The sequence below is a fragment of the Cytobacillus firmus genome, assembly GCF_023715565.1.
GTDB lineage: Bacteria > Bacillota > Bacilli > Bacillales > Cytobacillaceae > Cytobacillus > Cytobacillus firmus_C.
In genome coordinates, this window is sequence record NZ_JAMBOJ010000029.1 from 26,217 (window position 1) to 43,940 (window position 17,724).

26 protein-coding genes are annotated in these 17,724 nt (G+C 43.1%); all 26 read left to right on the top strand.

The window, feature by feature from the left end; genetic code table 11:
* Positions 1–51: 51 nt before the first annotated feature.
* Positions 52–3,651 (top strand): DNA-directed RNA polymerase subunit beta', encoded by a 3,600-nt coding sequence (gene rpoC / locus M3205_RS13170; RefSeq protein ID WP_251170337.1) that lies wholly within the window; start codon positions 52–54, stop codon positions 3,649–3,651.
* 156 nt (positions 3,652–3,807) lie between these two features.
* The gene (locus tag M3205_RS13175) at positions 3,808–4,056 is read left to right on the top strand and encodes a 50S ribosomal protein L7ae-like protein (RefSeq protein ID WP_251170338.1); all 249 of its coding nucleotides are present in this window, start codon (positions 3,808–3,810) and stop codon (positions 4,054–4,056) included.
* A gap of 103 nt (positions 4,057–4,159) precedes the next feature.
* Complete coding sequence (gene rpsL, locus M3205_RS13180) at positions 4,160–4,582, top strand: 30S ribosomal protein S12 (protein WP_009336562.1); 423 nt, start codon at positions 4,160–4,162, stop codon at positions 4,580–4,582.
* 42 nt (positions 4,583–4,624) lie between these two features.
* Positions 4,625–5,095 carry a 30S ribosomal protein S7 gene (gene rpsG, locus M3205_RS13185; RefSeq protein WP_095246002.1) on the top strand — a complete coding sequence of 157 codons (471 nt, stop codon included), beginning with the start codon at positions 4,625–4,627 and terminating at the stop codon, positions 5,093–5,095.
* A gap of 51 nt (positions 5,096–5,146) precedes the next feature.
* The gene (gene fusA, locus M3205_RS13190) at positions 5,147–7,225 is read left to right on the top strand and encodes an elongation factor G (protein ID WP_251170339.1); all 2,079 of its coding nucleotides are present in this window, start codon (positions 5,147–5,149) and stop codon (positions 7,223–7,225) included.
* A gap of 119 nt (positions 7,226–7,344) precedes the next feature.
* Positions 7,345–8,532, top strand: a complete 1,188-nt coding sequence (gene tuf, locus M3205_RS13195) for an elongation factor Tu (RefSeq protein WP_251170340.1) — start codon at positions 7,345–7,347, stop codon at positions 8,530–8,532.
* Between the two features lie 494 nt (positions 8,533–9,026).
* The gene (gene rpsJ, locus M3205_RS13200) at positions 9,027–9,335 is read left to right on the top strand and encodes a 30S ribosomal protein S10 (protein WP_009336571.1); all 309 of its coding nucleotides are present in this window, start codon (positions 9,027–9,029) and stop codon (positions 9,333–9,335) included.
* A gap of 38 nt (positions 9,336–9,373) precedes the next feature.
* Positions 9,374–10,000 carry a 50S ribosomal protein L3 gene (rplC, locus tag M3205_RS13205; RefSeq protein ID WP_095245999.1) on the top strand — a complete coding sequence of 209 codons (627 nt, stop codon included), beginning with the start codon at positions 9,374–9,376 and terminating at the stop codon, positions 9,998–10,000.
* Between the two features lie 28 nt (positions 10,001–10,028).
* A complete protein-coding gene (gene rplD, locus M3205_RS13210; protein WP_251170341.1) occupies positions 10,029–10,652 on the top strand; it encodes a 50S ribosomal protein L4 in 624 nt (207 codons plus the stop codon).
* On the top strand, positions 10,652–10,936 hold the full coding sequence (gene rplW, locus M3205_RS13215; RefSeq protein WP_035332296.1) for a 50S ribosomal protein L23: 285 nt from the start codon (positions 10,652–10,654) through the stop codon (positions 10,934–10,936). The genes rplD and rplW overlap by 1 nt, the downstream gene beginning before the upstream one ends.
* Positions 10,937–10,967: 31 nt before the next feature.
* On the top strand, positions 10,968–11,798 hold the full coding sequence (gene rplB / locus M3205_RS13220) for a 50S ribosomal protein L2 (protein WP_095245997.1): 831 nt from the start codon (positions 10,968–10,970) through the stop codon (positions 11,796–11,798).
* A gap of 60 nt (positions 11,799–11,858) precedes the next feature.
* Positions 11,859–12,137 (top strand): 30S ribosomal protein S19, encoded by a 279-nt coding sequence (gene rpsS, locus M3205_RS13225; RefSeq protein ID WP_009336580.1) that lies wholly within the window; start codon positions 11,859–11,861, stop codon positions 12,135–12,137.
* Positions 12,138–12,155: 18 nt separating this feature from the next.
* Positions 12,156–12,497, top strand: a complete 342-nt coding sequence (rplV, locus tag M3205_RS13230; protein WP_009336582.1) for a 50S ribosomal protein L22 — start codon at positions 12,156–12,158, stop codon at positions 12,495–12,497.
* Between the two features lie 3 nt (positions 12,498–12,500).
* Complete coding sequence (rpsC, locus tag M3205_RS13235) at positions 12,501–13,157, top strand: 30S ribosomal protein S3 (protein ID WP_251170342.1); 657 nt, start codon at positions 12,501–12,503, stop codon at positions 13,155–13,157.
* 1 nt (position 13,158) lies between these two features.
* Positions 13,159–13,593 carry a 50S ribosomal protein L16 gene (gene rplP, locus M3205_RS13240; RefSeq protein ID WP_095245995.1) on the top strand — a complete coding sequence of 145 codons (435 nt, stop codon included), beginning with the start codon at positions 13,159–13,161 and terminating at the stop codon, positions 13,591–13,593.
* The gene (gene rpmC, locus M3205_RS13245) at positions 13,583–13,783 is read left to right on the top strand and encodes a 50S ribosomal protein L29 (protein WP_009336588.1); all 201 of its coding nucleotides are present in this window, start codon (positions 13,583–13,585) and stop codon (positions 13,781–13,783) included. The genes rplP and rpmC overlap by 11 nt, the downstream gene beginning before the upstream one ends.
* A 21-nt stretch (positions 13,784–13,804) precedes the next feature.
* The gene (gene rpsQ / locus M3205_RS13250) at positions 13,805–14,068 is read left to right on the top strand and encodes a 30S ribosomal protein S17 (RefSeq protein ID WP_009336589.1); all 264 of its coding nucleotides are present in this window, start codon (positions 13,805–13,807) and stop codon (positions 14,066–14,068) included.
* A 41-nt stretch (positions 14,069–14,109) separates the two neighbouring features.
* Positions 14,110–14,478 carry a 50S ribosomal protein L14 gene (gene rplN, locus M3205_RS13255; protein ID WP_009336590.1) on the top strand — a complete coding sequence of 123 codons (369 nt, stop codon included), beginning with the start codon at positions 14,110–14,112 and terminating at the stop codon, positions 14,476–14,478.
* A 37-nt stretch (positions 14,479–14,515) separates the two neighbouring features.
* Positions 14,516–14,827, top strand: a complete 312-nt coding sequence (rplX, locus tag M3205_RS13260) for a 50S ribosomal protein L24 (protein ID WP_076262046.1) — start codon at positions 14,516–14,518, stop codon at positions 14,825–14,827.
* Positions 14,828–14,853: 26 nt separating this feature from the next.
* Positions 14,854–15,393 (top strand): 50S ribosomal protein L5, encoded by a 540-nt coding sequence (rplE, locus tag M3205_RS13265; protein ID WP_076262048.1) that lies wholly within the window; start codon positions 14,854–14,856, stop codon positions 15,391–15,393.
* Between the two features lie 25 nt (positions 15,394–15,418).
* On the top strand, positions 15,419–15,604 hold the full coding sequence (rpsN, locus tag M3205_RS13270; protein WP_009336593.1) for a 30S ribosomal protein S14: 186 nt from the start codon (positions 15,419–15,421) through the stop codon (positions 15,602–15,604).
* 29 nt (positions 15,605–15,633) lie between these two features.
* On the top strand, positions 15,634–16,032 hold the full coding sequence (gene rpsH / locus M3205_RS13275) for a 30S ribosomal protein S8 (RefSeq protein ID WP_035332289.1): 399 nt from the start codon (positions 15,634–15,636) through the stop codon (positions 16,030–16,032).
* Positions 16,033–16,063: 31 nt separating this feature from the next.
* Complete coding sequence (gene rplF / locus M3205_RS13280) at positions 16,064–16,600, top strand: 50S ribosomal protein L6 (protein WP_251170343.1); 537 nt, start codon at positions 16,064–16,066, stop codon at positions 16,598–16,600.
* Positions 16,601–16,632: 32 nt separating this feature from the next.
* On the top strand, positions 16,633–16,995 hold the full coding sequence (gene rplR / locus M3205_RS13285; RefSeq protein WP_035332285.1) for a 50S ribosomal protein L18: 363 nt from the start codon (positions 16,633–16,635) through the stop codon (positions 16,993–16,995).
* 24 nt (positions 16,996–17,019) lie between these two features.
* Positions 17,020–17,520, top strand: coding sequence for a 30S ribosomal protein S5 (gene rpsE, locus M3205_RS13290; RefSeq protein WP_251170344.1), 501 nt, complete (start codon positions 17,020–17,022; stop codon positions 17,518–17,520).
* 13 nt (positions 17,521–17,533) lie between these two features.
* Complete coding sequence (rpmD, locus tag M3205_RS13295; protein ID WP_009336598.1) at positions 17,534–17,716, top strand: 50S ribosomal protein L30; 183 nt, start codon at positions 17,534–17,536, stop codon at positions 17,714–17,716.
* The last annotated feature ends 8 nt before the right edge of the window (positions 17,717–17,724 follow it).

Below are 17,724 nucleotides of genomic sequence, written 5' to 3' on the forward strand. Positions count from 1 at the left end.
CTGTTTGAGCAATAAGGGTAAAACCCGGAGATCAAAAGGGAGGTAGGCCCCTTGCTAGATGTAAACAATTTCGAGTATATGAAAATAGGTCTTGCTTCACCGGATAAGATACGTTCTTGGTCACATGGTGAAGTTAAGAAGCCTGAAACGATCAACTATCGTACATTAAAACCAGAAAAAGACGGTTTATTCTGCGAGCGCATTTTCGGACCGACAAAAGACTGGGAATGTCACTGTGGAAAGTATAAGCGTGTTCGATACAAAGGCGTGGTCTGTGACCGATGCGGCGTTGAAGTAACACGTGCAAAAGTTCGCCGTGAAAGAATGGGCCATATTGAACTTGCAGCCCCTGTATCCCACATTTGGTATTTCAAGGGCATTCCAAGCCGTATGGGTCTCGTGCTGGACATGTCTCCGCGTGCACTTGAGGAAGTTATTTACTTCGCTTCTTATGTTGTAACGGATCCTGGCGATACGGCTCTTGAGAAGAAGCAACTGCTTTCTGAAAAAGAGTACCGTGCATACCGTGAAAAATACGGAAACAAGTTCCAGGCATCCATGGGTGCTGAATCCATTAAAAAGCTTCTTTCTGACATAGATCTCAACAAAGAAGTAGATACCCTTAAAGAGGAACTGAAAACTGCCCAGGGTCAGCGACGCACTCGTGCAATCAAGCGCCTGGAAGTACTTGAAGCTTTCCGTGGTTCCGGGAATGAACCGTCCTGGATGATCTTAGACGTTCTTCCGGTTATTCCTCCGGAGCTTCGTCCGATGGTACAGCTGGATGGTGGACGTTTTGCTACTTCCGACCTGAATGACCTGTACCGCCGTGTAATTAACCGCAACAACCGTTTGAAGCGTTTATTGGACCTTGGTGCTCCAAGCATTATTGTTCAAAATGAAAAACGCATGCTTCAGGAAGCGGTAGATGCGCTAATTGATAACGGCCGCCGCGGAAGACCGGTAACTGGACCAGGAAACCGTCCGTTAAAATCCCTATCGCATATGCTTAAAGGGAAACAAGGGCGTTTCCGCCAGAACTTGCTTGGTAAGCGTGTTGACTATTCCGGACGTTCGGTTATCGTCGTAGGACCAAACTTAAAAATGTACCAGTGTGGACTTCCGAAAGAAATGGCATTGGAATTATTCAAGCCGTTCGTTATGAAAGAATTGGTGGAGAAGGGCTTAGCCCACAACATCAAATCTGCAAAGCGCAAAATAGAAAGAGTACAGCCGGAAGTTTGGGATGTTCTTGAAAGTGTTATTAAAGAGCACCCTGTATTGCTTAACCGTGCCCCGACTCTTCACAGACTCGGCATTCAGGCATTTGAACCGACATTAGTTGAAGGGCGCGCTATTCGTCTTCACCCGCTTGTATGTACTGCTTACAACGCAGACTTTGACGGTGACCAAATGGCTGTTCACGTGCCGCTTTCATCTGAAGCACAGGCAGAAGCACGCTTGCTGATGCTGGCAGCACAGAACATTCTGAATCCAAAAGACGGTAAGCCAGTTGTTACTCCTTCTCAGGATATGGTACTGGGTAACTATTACCTGACACTGGAAAGAGCTGGCGCCGTTGGCGAAGGTATGATTTTTAAAGATACAAGCGAAGCTCTGCTTGCTTATCAAAATGGATATGTTCACTTGCATACTAGAGTAGCTGTCCATGCTGGATCCTTAAATAATCAGACTTTCACTGAAGAACAAAACAAGAAGCTTTTATTAACTACGGTTGGTAAACTTATATTCAACGAAATTCTGCCTGAAACATTCCCTTACATTAACGAGCCTACAAAAGAAAACCTTGAGATTGAAACTCCTGTGAAATATTTTGTAGAGCCTGCTACTGATGTAGCTGCCGTTATCAAGGAAATGCCTCTGGTAGATCCGTTTAAGAAGAAAATCCTTGGAAACATCATTGCGGAAGTCTTTAAACGTTTCAAAATTACGGAAACGTCTAAAATGCTTGATCGCATGAAGAACCTAGGATTCAGGCACTCCACAAAAGCTGGTATTACAGTCGGTGTTGCTGACATCGTAGTATTAAGGGAGAAGCAGGAAATTATCCAGGAAGCACAGAGCAAGGTTGATAATGTAATGAAACAGTTCAGACGCGGTCTTATTACCGAAGACGAGCGTTATGATCGTGTTATTTCAATCTGGAGTGCAGCGAAAGATAATATCCAGGCAAAACTAATGAAGTCATTGGATAAATCCAACCCAATCTTCATGATGAGTGACTCCGGTGCCCGTGGTAACGCGTCCAACTTCACTCAGTTAGCCGGTATGCGCGGACTGATGGCCAACCCGGCTGGACGTATTATTGAATTACCGATCAAATCAAGTTTCCGTGAAGGTTTAACAGTACTCGAGTACTTTATTTCCACACACGGTGCCCGTAAAGGTCTTGCCGATACGGCTCTTAAAACAGCTGACTCAGGTTACCTGACTCGCCGCCTTGTTGATGTTGCGCAGGATGTCATCGTTCGTGACGACGATTGCGGAACTGACCGCGGCTTGCTTATCGCGTCTCTTAAGGATGGCACTGAAGTTATTGAAGCGCTTGAAGAGCGTCTGATTGGCCGATATGCAAGAAGAAATATCAAACATCCTGAGACAAATGAAGTGATCGTGCCTGAAAATGGATTGATCACTGAAGATTGTGCAGTCGAAATTGTTTCAGCTGGCATTGAAAAGGTATGGATCCGTTCAGCATTCACTTGTAACACCCGCCATGGTGTATGTAAGAAGTGCTACGGCCGCAACTTAGCTACCGGTCAAGAGGTTGAAGTTGGTGAAGCAGTAGGTATTATCGCTGCCCAATCCATCGGTGAACCAGGTACTCAGTTAACAATGCGTACCTTCCATACCGGTGGTGTAGCAGGAGACGATATCACTCAAGGTTTACCGCGTATCCAGGAAATTTTCGAAGCGCGTAACCCTAAAGGTCAGGCAGTTATTTCAGAGATCGATGGTGTTGTAGTCGGCTTAAATGAAGGCCGCGATCGCCAACAGGAAATTGTTGTACAGGGTGAAGTTGAGTCCAAGACTTACACAGCACCTTACACAGCCCGTTTAAAAGTAGCTGTGAACGACGAAGTAGTGCGTGGTCAGGAACTGACTGAAGGTTCCATTGACCCTAAAGAGTTAATTAAAGTGAGAGATGTAACAGCTGTTCAGGAATACTTGCTGCGTGAAGTTCAAAAGGTATACCGCATGCAGGGTGTTGAAATCGGCGATAAGCATATCGAAGTAATGGTTCGCCAGATGCTTCGCAAAGTGCGTGTAATTGATGCGGCAGAAACAGATGTGCTTCCAGGTACACTGCTTGATATCCATCAATTTACAGATGCCAATGAAAAAGCCATTCTTGCTGGTAAAATGCCTGCAACAGGACGTCCGGTTCTGCTGGGTATCACAAAAGCATCTCTTGAAACAGATTCGTTCTTATCAGCAGCATCCTTCCAGGAGACAACAAGAGTTCTTACCGATGCAGCGATCAAAGGCAAGCGCGATGAGCTTCTTGGCCTGAAAGAAAATGTAATTATTGGTAAGCTTGTCCCTGCTGGAACAGGCATGCAGCGATACAGAAGAGCAGAGCCTTATACAAACGAGGAAGCTGCAGAAGATACTGTTACTGTAGAATAATTTAATCATTGCGGTGCTTGCTTATTTGAAAGCAAGTGCCGCATTTTATAGTGAATAAACGAAATAAAAATCATTTTGCTTATTGACATTGATATATGAAGGTGTTACTATTGCAAAGGTGCTCCTATTCACCGGATACTTTGGAGGATGTCGTAAATGTCTTATGATAAAGTATTGCAGGCAAAAAGTATTATTGTAGGAACAAAGCAAACAGTCAAAGCTCTTAAACTGGGAACAATCGATGAAGTCGTAGTAGCCAGTGATGCTGATCCTAGAGTTACAGCAAAAGTGGTTAGTACAGCAACTGAAATGAACGTTCCGATTGTGTATGTCAATTCGATGAAAAAACTCGGAAAGGCATGTGGAATCGAAGTTGGGGCAGCAGCTGTTGCCATATCTATTTAAAAACTGTTTTTGTAGATTGGTATCTGCAAGAACTTTGTTTTTGTAACAAAATGAACCACCTGGATGTGTGGGCTTAAACAAATTCGAAGGGAGGAAAAATCAAATGCCTACTATTAATCAATTAGTGCGCAAGCCTCGTCAAACTAAGTCTGAGAAGTCAAATTCACCTGCTCTTAACAAAGGCTACAACAGCTTCAAAAAAGCTCAAACAAATGTAGCTTCACCTCAAAAGCGTGGTGTTTGTACTCGTGTTGGTACAATGACTCCAAAGAAACCGAACTCTGCATTACGTAAATATGCTCGTGTTCGTTTAACAAATGGTATCGAGGTTAATGCTTACATCCCTGGTATCGGGCACAACCTTCAAGAGCACAGTGTTGTTCTTATCCGTGGAGGACGTGTAAAAGACTTACCGGGTGTGCGTTATCACATCGTGCGCGGCGCTTTAGATACTGCTGGTGTTAACAACCGTATGCAAGGCCGTTCTAAATACGGTGCTAAGCGTCCAAAAGCAGCAAAAAAATAATTCTATTTAATAGACAACCATCTTTGAAAGGAGGAACAATCCATGCCACGTAAAGGTCCTGTAGCAAAAAGAGACGTATTGCCGGATCCGATTTACAACTCAAAGCTAGTTAGCCGTCTGATCAACAAAATGATGACTGATGGTAAGAGAGGTAAATCTCAAGCAATTCTTTACTCTGCGTTCGATATCATCAGCGAGCGCACTGGCAAAGAACCAATGGAAGTTTTCGATCAGGCGCTTAAAAACATCATGCCTGTACTTGAAGTTAAAGCACGCCGTGTAGGTGGTGCAAACTACCAAGTACCAGTTGAGGTGCGTCCTGACCGCCGTACTACTCTTGGTCTTCGCTGGTTAGTAAACTATGCGCGTCTTCGCGGAGAAAAGACAATGGAAGAGCGTTTAGCTAACGAAATTCTTGATGCAGCTAACAACACTGGTGCATCTGTTAAGAAACGTGAAGATACGCACAAAATGGCAGAAGCAAACAAAGCGTTTGCTCACTACCGCTGGTAAGATATACTGCATAATTAAAATAACACTCATACTAGGAAGGAGAAAGACCCAATGGCTAGAGAGTTCTCCTTAGAAAATACTCGTAATATCGGTATCATGGCTCACATCGATGCCGGTAAAACAACAACTACTGAGCGTGTACTTTACTACACGGGCCGTATCCACAAAATCGGTGAAACACACGAAGGTGCTTCACAGATGGACTGGATGGAGCAGGAGCAAGAGCGTGGTATCACAATCACTTCTGCTGCGACAACTGCTCAGTGGAAAGGCCACCGCGTTAACATCATTGACACTCCTGGACACGTAGACTTCACAGTTGAAGTTGAACGTTCACTTCGTGTTCTTGATGGGGCGGTAGCTGTACTTGACGCACAGTCAGGTGTTGAGCCGCAAACTGAAACAGTTTGGCGCCAGGCTACTACTTACGGAGTACCACGTGTGGTATTCGTAAACAAAATGGATAAAATCGGTGCAGACTTCTTGTACTCATTGAAGACTCTTCATGAGCGTCTTCAAGCGAATGCAGCTGCAATTCAATTGCCGATTGGTGCTGAAGATCAATTCGAAGGCATCATCGACTTGATTGAAATGAAAGCTACATTCTACGGAAACGACTTGGGTACTGATATCGAAGACCGTGACATTCCAGCTGAATACATGGATCAAGCAGAAGAATATCGTGAAAAGTTAATTGAAGCGGTAGCTGAGCTTGATGAAGAATTAATGGAGAAATACCTTGGCGGTGAAGAAATCACTAACGAAGAGCTAAAAGCTGCTATTCGTAAAGGTACAGTAAACGTTGAATTCTACCCAGTTATCTGTGGTTCTGCGTTCAAAAACAAAGGTGTTCAAAAAATGCTTGATGCAGTAATCGACTACCTTCCATCTCCTCTTGATGTACCTTCTATTAAAGGTACACTACCGGATACAGACGAAGAGGTTACTCGTCCATCAAGCGATGATGCACCATTCTCAGCACTTGCATTTAAAGTTATGACCGACCCTTACGTTGGTAAACTTACATTCTTCCGTGTGTACTCCGGTACATTAAACTCCGGTTCATATGTACAGAACTCTACTAAAGGAAAGCGTGAGCGTGTAGGACGTATCCTGCAAATGCATGCGAATTCCCGTGAAGAGATCTCAGTAGTACACGCTGGTGATATCGCAGCTGCTGTAGGTCTTAAAGACACTACTACAGGGGATACTCTATGTGATGAAAAGAGTCTTGTTATTCTTGAGTCTATGGAATTCCCAGAGCCGGTTATCTCATTATCTATCGAGCCTAAATCAAAGGCTGACCAAGATAAGATGACAACTGCTCTTCAAAAACTTCAAGAAGAAGATCCTACATTCCGCGCTCATACTGACCAGGAAACTGGACAGGTTATCATCGCTGGTATGGGTGAGCTTCACCTTGATATCCTTGTTGACCGTATGAGACGTGAATTTAAAGTGGAAGCTAACGTTGGTGCTCCTCAGGTTGCATACCGTGAAACTTTCCGTGGTTCAGCTAAGGTTGAAGGTAAATTTGCACGTCAATCCGGTGGACGTGGACAGTTCGGTCACGTTTGGATCGAATTTAGTCCAAATGAAGAAGGTAAAGGCTTCGAATTCGAAAACGGAATCGTTGGTGGTGTCGTTCCTCGTGAATACATCCCAGCTGTTCAAGCGGGTCTTGAAGATTCGCTAGATAGAGGAGTACTTGCTGGATTCCCGATGGTTGATATCAAAGCCCGTTTATTTGACGGATCTTACCATGATGTTGACTCCTCTGAAATGGCGTTTAAAATTGCTGCATCTATGGCACTTAAAAACGCTGCGTCAAAATGTAACCCTGTAATTCTTGAGCCGGTTATGAAGGTTGAAGTCGTAATCCCTGAAGAATACATGGGAGACATCATGGGTGATGTAACTTCACGACGCGGACGCGTTGAAGGTATGGAAGCTCGTGGTAACGCACAAGTAGTTCGTGCGATGGTTCCACTATCAGAAATGTTTGGATATGCAACTTCATTGCGTTCTAACACGCAGGGACGAGGTACATTCTCAATGCACTTTGACCACTATGAAGAAGTACCAAAATCAATTTCTGAAGAAATCATCAAAAAAAATAAAGGTGAATAATTGATTTTACCTTTTCAATAAAGTATAACTACTATTGTAGGCTGAAAGCGCTGTGGAAGGGGATACCTCTCCACAGCATAAAATACTTAACTTTTATTATCTGAAGGAGGAAATTTCAAATGGCAAAAGCTAAATTTGACCGTTCAAAACCCCATGTTAACATCGGTACTATCGGACACGTTGACCATGGTAAAACTACTTTAACTGCAGCTATCACAACTGTTCTTTCTAAAAAAGGCGGCGGTGAAGCACGCGGATACGATCAAATCGACGCGGCTCCAGAAGAGCGCGAGCGTGGAATCACAATCTCAACTGCACACGTTGAGTACGAAACTGATAACCGTCACTATGCACACGTTGACTGCCCAGGTCACGCTGACTATGTTAAAAACATGATCACTGGTGCTGCACAAATGGACGGCGGAATCCTAGTTGTTTCTGCTGCTGACGGCCCAATGCCACAAACTCGTGAGCACATCCTACTTTCTCGTCAGGTTGGTGTTCCTTTCCTTGTTGTATTCATGAACAAGTGTGACATGGTTGACGATGAAGAACTACTTGAATTAGTAGAAATGGAAGTTCGTGACCTTCTTTCTGAGTACGAATTCCCTGGTGATGACATTCCTGTAATCAAAGGTTCTGCTCTTAAAGCTCTTGAAGGAGAAGCTGAGTGGGAAGCTAAAATCGAAGAACTTATGGCAGCAGTTGACGAGTACATCCCAACTCCAACTCGTGACACTGACAAGCCTTTCATGATGCCTGTTGAGGATGTATTCTCAATCACTGGCCGTGGTACTGTTGCTACAGGACGTGTTGAGCGTGGACAAGTTAAAGTCGGTGACGTTATCGAAATCATCGGTCTTGCTGAAGAGCCAAAATCAACTACTGTAACTGGTGTAGAAATGTTCCGTAAGCTTCTTGACTATGCTGAAGCTGGAGACAACATTGGTGCCCTTCTTCGTGGTGTTGCACGTGAAGATATCCAACGTGGACAAGTACTTGCTAAGCCAGGTTCAATCACTCCACACACTAAGTTCAAAGCTGAAGTATACGTTCTTTCAAAAGAAGAAGGTGGACGTCATACTCCATTCTTCACTAACTACCGTCCTCAGTTCTACTTCCGTACAACTGATGTAACTGGTATCTGTAATCTTCCTGAAGGCGTAGAAATGGTTATGCCTGGAGATAACATCGAAATGACTGTAGAACTAATTGCTCCAATCGCTATCGAAGAAGGTACTAAGTTCTCTATCCGTGAGGGTGGACGTACTGTAGGCGCTGGCGTAGTTGCTACAATCCAAGAGTAATCTCAACTAATGAAAACAGATGGGTGACGACCCATCTGTTTTTTATTTCTTTCCTCACATATTTAATACATAAATCGACGGGAATTTTAAATCATCATTTCAAGTTTAATAATATTTCCTGCGCACCTGCGTGCAACTCGTTGAAAGAGAACCTTCCACCTCTAAACCTTATGATCAAAACCGCTTTTCTTCTATATATAATAACCACTATATTTTTCTATTCGATTTACTCACAGTGCAAATAGTTAGACTTCTTCCTATACTCTTGAAAACTCAATACTCAGCAGTTATAATAGTAAAAGTGTGCGGAACAAAAAGAAATAACATAAACATGTTGCATTTCATTTATTGTTTCTGTATAATAGACAATGTTGGTCTTTGACTGCGATGATGTGAAAGGTTGCTGACACACCCGGCCGCTTTGCCATGGCGAGTGTGTGGGAAATTTTCACGGAGAATGTCTATATTAAAATAGGCGAAAAGGAGGGAAAATAATGGCAAAACAAAAAATTCGTATTCGTTTAAAAGCGTATGATCACAGAATTCTTGATCAATCAGCAGAAAAGATTGTTGAGACTGCAAAACGTTCTGGTGCGGCTGTTTCAGGTCCGATTCCATTACCAACTGAAAAGTCTATTTACACAATCCTGCGTGCGGTTCATAAGTACAAGGACTCTCGTGAGCAGTTCGAAATGCGTACGCATAAACGTCTTATCGACATCGTTAACCCAACACCACAAACGGTTGATTCTCTAATGCGTTTAGACTTACCGTCTGGTGTAGATATCGAAATCAAACTTTAATCAATAAATAATCATAAGAAACTTAGGAGGTGTGACTAATGACCAAAGGAATCTTAGGAAGAAAGATTGGTATGACTCAAGTATTTGCTGAAAACGGTGATCTTATCCCGGTAACAGTAGTTGAGGCAGCTGCTAACGTTGTTCTTCAAAAGAAATCAGTTGATACTGATGGATATGAAGCAATCCAGATTGGATTCGAAGATAAGCGCGACAAGTTGTCCAACAAACCTGAAAAAGGGCATGTTGCTAAAGCAAACACTGCTCCTAAGCGCTTCGTACGTGAATTCCGCGGAGCTGATTTAGGACAATATGAAGTTGGTCAGGAAGTCAAAGTTGATATTTTCGCAGAAGGCGATACTGTTGATGTAACAGGAATTTCAAAAGGTAAAGGTTTCCAGGGTGCCATCAAGCGCCACGGACAATCTCGCGGGCCTATGGCTCACGGTTCTCGTTATCATCGTCGCCCTGGTTCAATGGGTCCTGTAGCTCCAAACCGTGTATTTAAAGGTAAATTATTACCTGGCCGCATGGGTGGAGAGCAAGTGACTGTACAAAACCTTGAAATCGTAAAAGTTGATGTTGAACGCAACCTTCTTTTGATCAAAGGTAATGTACCTGGTGCCAGAAAAGCATTAGTAAAAATTAAAAGTGCGGTTAAAGCATAATAATTAAACCGGAAAGGAGGAAAACAGAATGCCGAAAGTAGCATTGTTTAACCAAAGCGGATCTAAAGTTGGTGATATCGAACTTAATGATGCGATCTTTGGTATCGAGCCCAACCAGCACGTACTATTCGAAGCTGTTGTTATGCAAAGAGCTTCACTACGTCAAGGGACTCATAAAACTAAAATTCGTTCTGAAGTAGCGGGCGGAGGACGTAAACCATGGCGCCAAAAAGGCACAGGCCGTGCACGTCAAGGTTCTATCCGTTCACCACAATGGCGCGGAGGCGGTACTGTATTTGGTCCTGTACCACGCAGCTACAGCTACAAATTACCTAAAAAGGTTCGCCGTCTGGCAATCAAATCTGCGTTATCTTCTAAAGTGTTAGAAGAAAACATCCTAGTATTAGAAGGCCTTGCTTTCGAAACTCCTAAAACTAAAGACTTTAAAGGTTTATTAACTGGTCTTTCTGTTGGTTCAAAAGCTCTTATCGTAACTGCTGACCTAGATGAGAACGTAGCACTATCTGCTCGTAACATCCCTGGTGTAACAGTTGTAACTGCTTCTGGAATCACTGTTTTAGATGTTTTAAACCATGATAAGCTTATCATGACGAAAGCAGCGGTTGAAAAAGTAGAGGAGGTGCTTGCATAATGGATGCACGCGATATCATTAAGCGCCCCGTAATTACTGAACGTTCTACTGACATTATGGCTGATAAAAAATATACGTTCGAAGTTGACGTACGTGCTAACAAGACTCAAGTTAAAGACGCTGTAGAGCAAATCTTTGGCGTAAAAGTTGAGAAAGTTAACATCATGAACTACAAAGGTAAGTTCAAGCGTATGGGCAAATTCGGCGGATACACTAACAAACGCCGTAAAGCGATTGTTAAACTAACAGCTGAAAGCCAAGAAATCGAGCTATTTGAAGCTTAATTCACTATAACTAGAAGAGGAGGGAAACGAAATGGCGATTAAAAAGTATAAACCTACCTCTAATGGTCGTCGCGGCATGACGGTTTCTGATTTCGCAGAAATCACGACTAACCAACCAGAAAAGTCTTTACTTGCTCCTTTAAAGAGAAAAGGCGGCCGTAACAACCAAGGTAAGTTGACAGTTCGTCATCAAGGCGGCGGTCATAAACGTCAATATCGTATCATCGATTTTAAACGTAACAAAGATGGCATTCCAGGACGCGTTGCCACAATCGAGTATGATCCAAACCGCTCTGCAAATATTGCACTAATTAACTATGTAGATGGAGAAAAGCGTTACATCCTTGCACCTAAGAACTTACAGGTAGGTATGGAAGTAATGGCTGGTCCTGAAGCAGATATCAAAGTGGGTAATGCACTTCCACTAGTTAACATTCCAGTGGGTACAGTAATCCACAACATCGAATTAAAACCTGGTAAAGGCGGACAATTAGTACGTTCTGCTGGTACTTCTGCACAAGTTCTTGGTAAAGAAGGCAAGTACGTATTAGTTCGTTTAAACTCTGGTGAAGTTCGCATGATTCTTGCTGAGTGCCGTGCGACTGTTGGTCAAGTCGGAAACGAGCAGCACGAGCTTATTAACATTGGTAAAGCAGGTCGTTCACGCTGGTTAGGCAAGCGCCCAACTGTACGTGGATCTGTAATGAACCCTAACGATCACCCACACGGTGGTGGTGAAGGACGTGCGCCAATCGGACGTAAGTCTCCAATGTCTCCATGGGGCAAACCAACACTTGGTTACAAGACACGCAAGAAGAACAACAAATCAGATAAATTTATCGTACGTCGTCGTAAAAAATAACGGGATTGTACTACGGTTCCAATTAAGAACCGTAGAGCAATCACGAAGGGAGGTTCAATCATGGGTCGCAGCTTAAAAAAAGGACCTTTTGTTGATGAACATTTAATGACAAAGATCGAAAAGCTTAATGAAACAGAAAGCAAGCAAGTTACTAAAACTTGGTCTCGCCGTTCTACGATCTTCCCACAATTCATCGGACACACTATCGCAGTTTATGATGGTCGTAAACATGTGCCTGTATACATCACTGAAGACATGGTAGGCCACAAACTTGGAGAATTCGCTCCAACTCGTGCGTACAAAGGCCATGGCAATGATGATAAGAAAACAAGACGTTAATGAGAGGAGGGCATTCTAATGCAAGCTAAAGCTGTTGCAAGAACAGTTCGTATTGCTCCTCGTAAAGCTCGTTTAGTCGTAGATTTAATTCGAGGAAAGCAAGTAGGCGAAGCAGTGGCGATTTTAAACCTTACACCTAAAGCTGCTTCTCCAATCGTAGAGAAAGTTTTAAAATCTGCACTAGCTAACGCTGAGCACAACTACGAAATGGACGTTAACAACCTGGTAGTTGCTCAAGCATTCGTAGACGAAGGACCAACTTTAAAACGTTTCCGTCCTCGCGCTATGGGCCGTGCAAGCCAAATCAACAAGCGCACTAGCCATATTACTATCGTTTTATCAGAAAAGAAGGAGGGATAATCAGTGGGTCAAAAAGTAAATCCAGTCGGTTTGCGTGTCGGTGTCATCCGTGATTGGGAGTCAAAATGGTACGCAGGCAAAGACTATGCTGATCTTTTACACGAAGACCTTAAGGTTCGTGAGTACATCACAAAGCGCTTAAGCGATGCTTCTGTTTCTAAAGTAGAAATCGAACGTGCTGCTAATCGCCTGAACATCACTATCCACACTGCGAAACCAGGAATGGTTATCGGTAAAGGTGGTACTGAGGTTGAAGCACTTCGTAAATCACTTAACTCATTAACTGGCAAGCGTGTTCACATCAACATTCTTGAAATTAAAAGAGCAGATATCGATGCGAAATTGGTTGCGGAAAACATTGCTCGTCAATTAGAAAACCGCGTATCTTTCCGTCGTGCTCAAAAACAAACTATTCAACGTGCAATGCGCGCTGGCGCTAAAGGTATCAAAACAATGGTATCTGGTCGTTTAGGCGGTGCTGATATAGCTCGTTCAGAATCATACAGCGAAGGAACAGTTCCACTTCATACTCTTCGTGCTGATATCGATTATGCTGCAGTTGAAGCTGATACAACTTACGGTAAATTGGGCGTAAAAGTATGGATCTATCGTGGAGAGGTCCTTCCTACGAAGAAGAAAACTGGGGAAGGAGGCAAATAATATGTTATTGCCAAAGCGCGTAAAATATCGTCGTGTACACCGCGGAAAAATGCGTGGTCAATCAAAAGGCGGAACTGAAGTAAACTTCGGTGAATATGGCCTTCAAGCTCTAGAAGCTTCTTGGATCACTAACCGCCAAATCGAATCTGCACGTATTGCAATGACTCGTTACATGAAACGTGGCGGTAAAGTTTGGATTCAAATTTTCCCACACAAGCCTTACACTGCAAAGCCTCTAGAAGTCCGCATGGGTTCTGGTAAAGGTGCTCCTGAAGGATGGGTAGCTGTTGTAAAGCCTGGTAAAGTAATGTTCGAAATCGCTGGTGTATCTGAAGAGATCGCTCGTGAAGCACTACGTCTTGCAGCACACAAACTTCCACTTAAGTGTAAGTTTGTAAAACGAGAAGAAATTGGTGGTGAATCAAATGAAAGCTAATGAAATTCGTGACCTGACCACTGCCGAAATTGAACAAAAAGTAAAATCATTAAAAGAAGAGCTTTTCAACCTTCGCTTTCAATTGGCGACTGGACAACTTGAAAACACAGCTCGCATTCGTGAAGTACGCAAAGCGATTGCCCGCATGAAAACTGTTATTCGTGAAAGAGAAATCGGCTTTAGCAAGTGATATTGAGAGGAGGTTCGCACAATGAGTGAACGCAACCAACGCAAAGTTTACACTGGACGCGTCGTTTCTGACAAAATGGATAAGACAGTAACGGTTCTTGTCGAAACTTACAAAAAGCATCCACTTTACGGTAAACGCGTTAAGTACTCTAAAAAGTTCAAGGCTCATGATGAGCAAAACCAAGCAAAAACTGGCGATATCGTTCGTATTATGGAAACTCGTCCACTATCTGCGACTAAACGCTTCCGTCTTGTAGAAGTAGTTGAAAAAGCAGTTATTATCTAATTGTTCGGTTGGGAGATTTATCCCGAAGGGAGGTTACACACATGATTCAACAAGAATCACGTTTAAAAGTTGCTGACAACTCTGGTGCTCGTGAAGTACTTACAATTAAAGTTCTTGGTGGCTCTGGCCGCAAAACTGCTAACATCGGTGATGTTATCGTTTGTACAGTGAAACAAGCAACACCAGGTGGCGTTGTTAAAAAAGGTGATGTTGTTAAAGCGGTAGTTGTTCGTACTAAGAGCGGTGTACGCCGTAATGACGGTACTTACATTCGTTTCGATGAAAACGCATGTGTAATTATTCGTGATGACAAAGGACCACGCGGAACTCGTATCTTCGGACCGGTTGCCCGTGAACTACGTGAAAACAACTTCATGAAAATTGTATCTTTAGCTCCAGAAGTATTATAAACAACAAATCAAATTGCCTTTAAGGAGGTGCGCACAGATGCATGTGAAAAAAGGTGACAAAGTTATGGTCATCTCTGGTAAGGATAAAGGCAAAACGGGCGTTATTCTTGCAGCGTTCCCTAAACAAAGCCGAGTGCTTGTTGAAGGAGTTAACATTGTAAAGAAACACTCTAAGCCTTCTCAGATGAACCCGCAAGGCGGAATCATCAGCCAAGAGGCACCTGTTCATGTATCAAACGTTATGCCTGTCGATCCTAAATCTGGTGAACCAACTCGTGTAGGCTATAAAACGCTTGATGGCAAAAAAGTACGTGTTGCAACAAAATCCGGTGAAGTTCTAGATAAATAGTTTAAAGAAGAAGGGAGGTACAATGAATGAACCGCCTAAAAGAAAAGCATTCAAAAGAAATTACTCCTGCTCTAATGAGCAAGTTTAACTATAAATCAGTTATGCAAACACCTAAGCTTGAAAAAATCGTTATCAACATGGGTATTGGTGACGCTGTTCAAAACGCTAAAGCACTAGATAAAGCTGTTGAGGAACTAACTTTGATCACTGGTCAAAAACCGGTTATCACTCGCGCTAAGAAATCAATCGCTGGCTTCCGACTTCGTGAAGGTATGCCAATCGGTGCGAAGGTTACTCTTCGTGGAGAGCGCATGTATGAGTTCTTTGATAAGTTAGTATCTGTATCTCTTCCACGTGTACGTGACTTCCGCGGTATCTCTAAGAAGTCATTTGACGGCCGTGGTAACTATACTCTAGGTGTCAAAGAACAGTTGATCTTCCCTGAGATTGATTACGATAAAGTAAGCAAAGTTCGTGGTATGGATATCGTTATCGTAACTACAGCTAACACTGATGAAGAAGCTCGTGAACTTTTAACTCAATTTGGAATGCCATTCCAAAAGTAATCGCTAAATAGAGGGAGGCGAAAACGTGGCTAAAAAGTCAATGATTGCGAAGCAAAAACGCACGCCTAAACACAAGGTACAGGAGTACACTCGTTGCGAACGCTGTGGACGTCCACATTCTGTATACCGTAAATTTAAGCTTTGTCGTATTTGTTTCCGTGAATTAGCATATAAAGGTCAAATTCCTGGCGTGAAAAAAGCTAGCTGGTAAACCCCAAGCATGGGAAGGAGGTAAAAACAATGGTCATGACAGATCCAATTGCAGACTTGCTAACTCGCATCCGTAATGCGAACATGGTTCGTCACGAAAAATTAGAAGTTCCTGCTTCTAACATCAAGAAAGAAATTGCAGAGATCTTAAAACGTGAAGGTTTTGTACGTGATGTTGAGCTTATCGAAGATAACAAGCAAGGCATCATCCGCATTTTCCTAAAATACGGTTCAAACAACGAACGCGTTATCACTGGTCTTAAGCGTATCAGTAAGCCTGGTCTTCGTGTATACGCAAAGGCTGATGAAGTACCTCGCGTACTTAACGGTCTTGGAATCGCACTAGTTTCTACTTCTCAAGGCGTTATCACTGATAAAGAAGCCCGCGCTAAACAAGTCGGCGGAGAAGTATTAGCATACGTTTGGTAATAGAGTTTTTCATGAATGGAGGTGCAATTAAATGTCTCGTATAGGTAAAAAACCAATCGAAATTCCAACTGGTGTTACTGTTACTAACGACAATAACACTGTTACTGTGAAGGGTCCTAAAGGTGAACTAACTCGTTCATTCAACCAGGATATCGAAATCAAGGTGGAGGACAGCGTAATCAATGTTTCCCGTCCATCTGATGCGAAAGATCACCGCGCACTGCACGGAACTACTCGCGCACTTCTAGCTAACATGGTTGAGGGTGTGTCAAAAGGATTCGAAAGAGGACTAGAGCTTATCGGTGTCGGTTACCGTGCTCAAAAACAAGGCAAAAAGCTTGTTTTAAACGTTGGTTACTCTCATCCTGTTGAAATCGAACCTGAAGAAGGTATTGAAGTTGAAGTGCCATCTAACACAAAGATCATTGTTAAAGGTACTAACAAAGAACGTGTTGGTGCACTGGCTGCCAAGATCCGTGAAGTTCGTCCTCCAGAGCCTTACAAAGGTAAAGGTATCCGCTATGAAGGCGAATATGTTCGTCGTAAAGAAGGTAAAACTGGTAAGTAATGCCGCTTAGGTAAACGAAAGGAGTGACCGAAATGATTACGAAGGCTGATAAAAATGCAGTTCGTAAGAAAAGGCATGCTCGTGTGCGTGCAAAACTTTCTGGAACTGCGGCTCGTCCTCGTTTAAATGTGTATCGTTCAAACAAGCACATTTATGCTCAACTTATTGATGATGTAAACGGAGTTACTGTAGCAAGTGCTTCTACACAAGATAAAGAAGTAAACCTTGATGCAACTGGCAACGTTGATGCAGCAGTTAAGGTCGGAGAATTAGTTGCAAAGCGCGCAGTCGAAAAAGGCGTTAAAGCTGTCGTTTTCGATCGTGGTGGCTATCTATATCATGGACGTGTTCAAGCATTAGCAGATGCAGCACGTGAAAATGGTTTAGAATTTTAATAGACAAAGGAGGGACACAAAAAGATGCGTCGTATTGATCCAAACAAACTTGAACTTGAAGAGCGCGTAGTTACGATTAATCGTGTAGCAAAGGTTGTTAAAGGTGGACGTCGTTTTCGTTTCTCTGCTCTTGTAGTAGTAGGTGACAAAAACGGTCACGTTGGCTTTGGTACAGGTAAAGCACAGGAAGTTCCTGAAGCGATCCGCAAAGCTATGGAAGATGCTAAGAAAAACTTAGTCGAAGTACCTATGGTTGGAACTACAATTCCTCACCAGGTAATCGGTCACTTCGGTGCTGGAGAAATCCTTCTTAAGCCTGCTTCTGAAGGTACTGGAGTAATCGCTGGAGGTCCAGTTCGTGCGGTTCTAGAATTAGCTGGTGTTGGTGATATCTTATCTAAGTCTTTAGGTACTAACACACCAATCAACATGGTTCGCGCCACTTTGAACGGTTTAACTCAATTAAAACGTGCTGAGGACGTAGCGAAATTACGTGGTAAATCAGTAGAAGAACTGTTAGGATAAGGAGGGATATCAAATGGCGAATAAACTAGAAGTAACCCTCACTCGCAGCGTGATTGGTCGCCCGCAAGACCAGCGCGAAACAGTTAAGGCTCTTGGCTTACGCAAAATGCACCAAACAGTTGAGCATCAAGATAATCCTGCTATCCGCGGAATGATCAACAAAGTTGCTCACCTTGTTGTGGTAAAAGAAAAATAAATCTATTC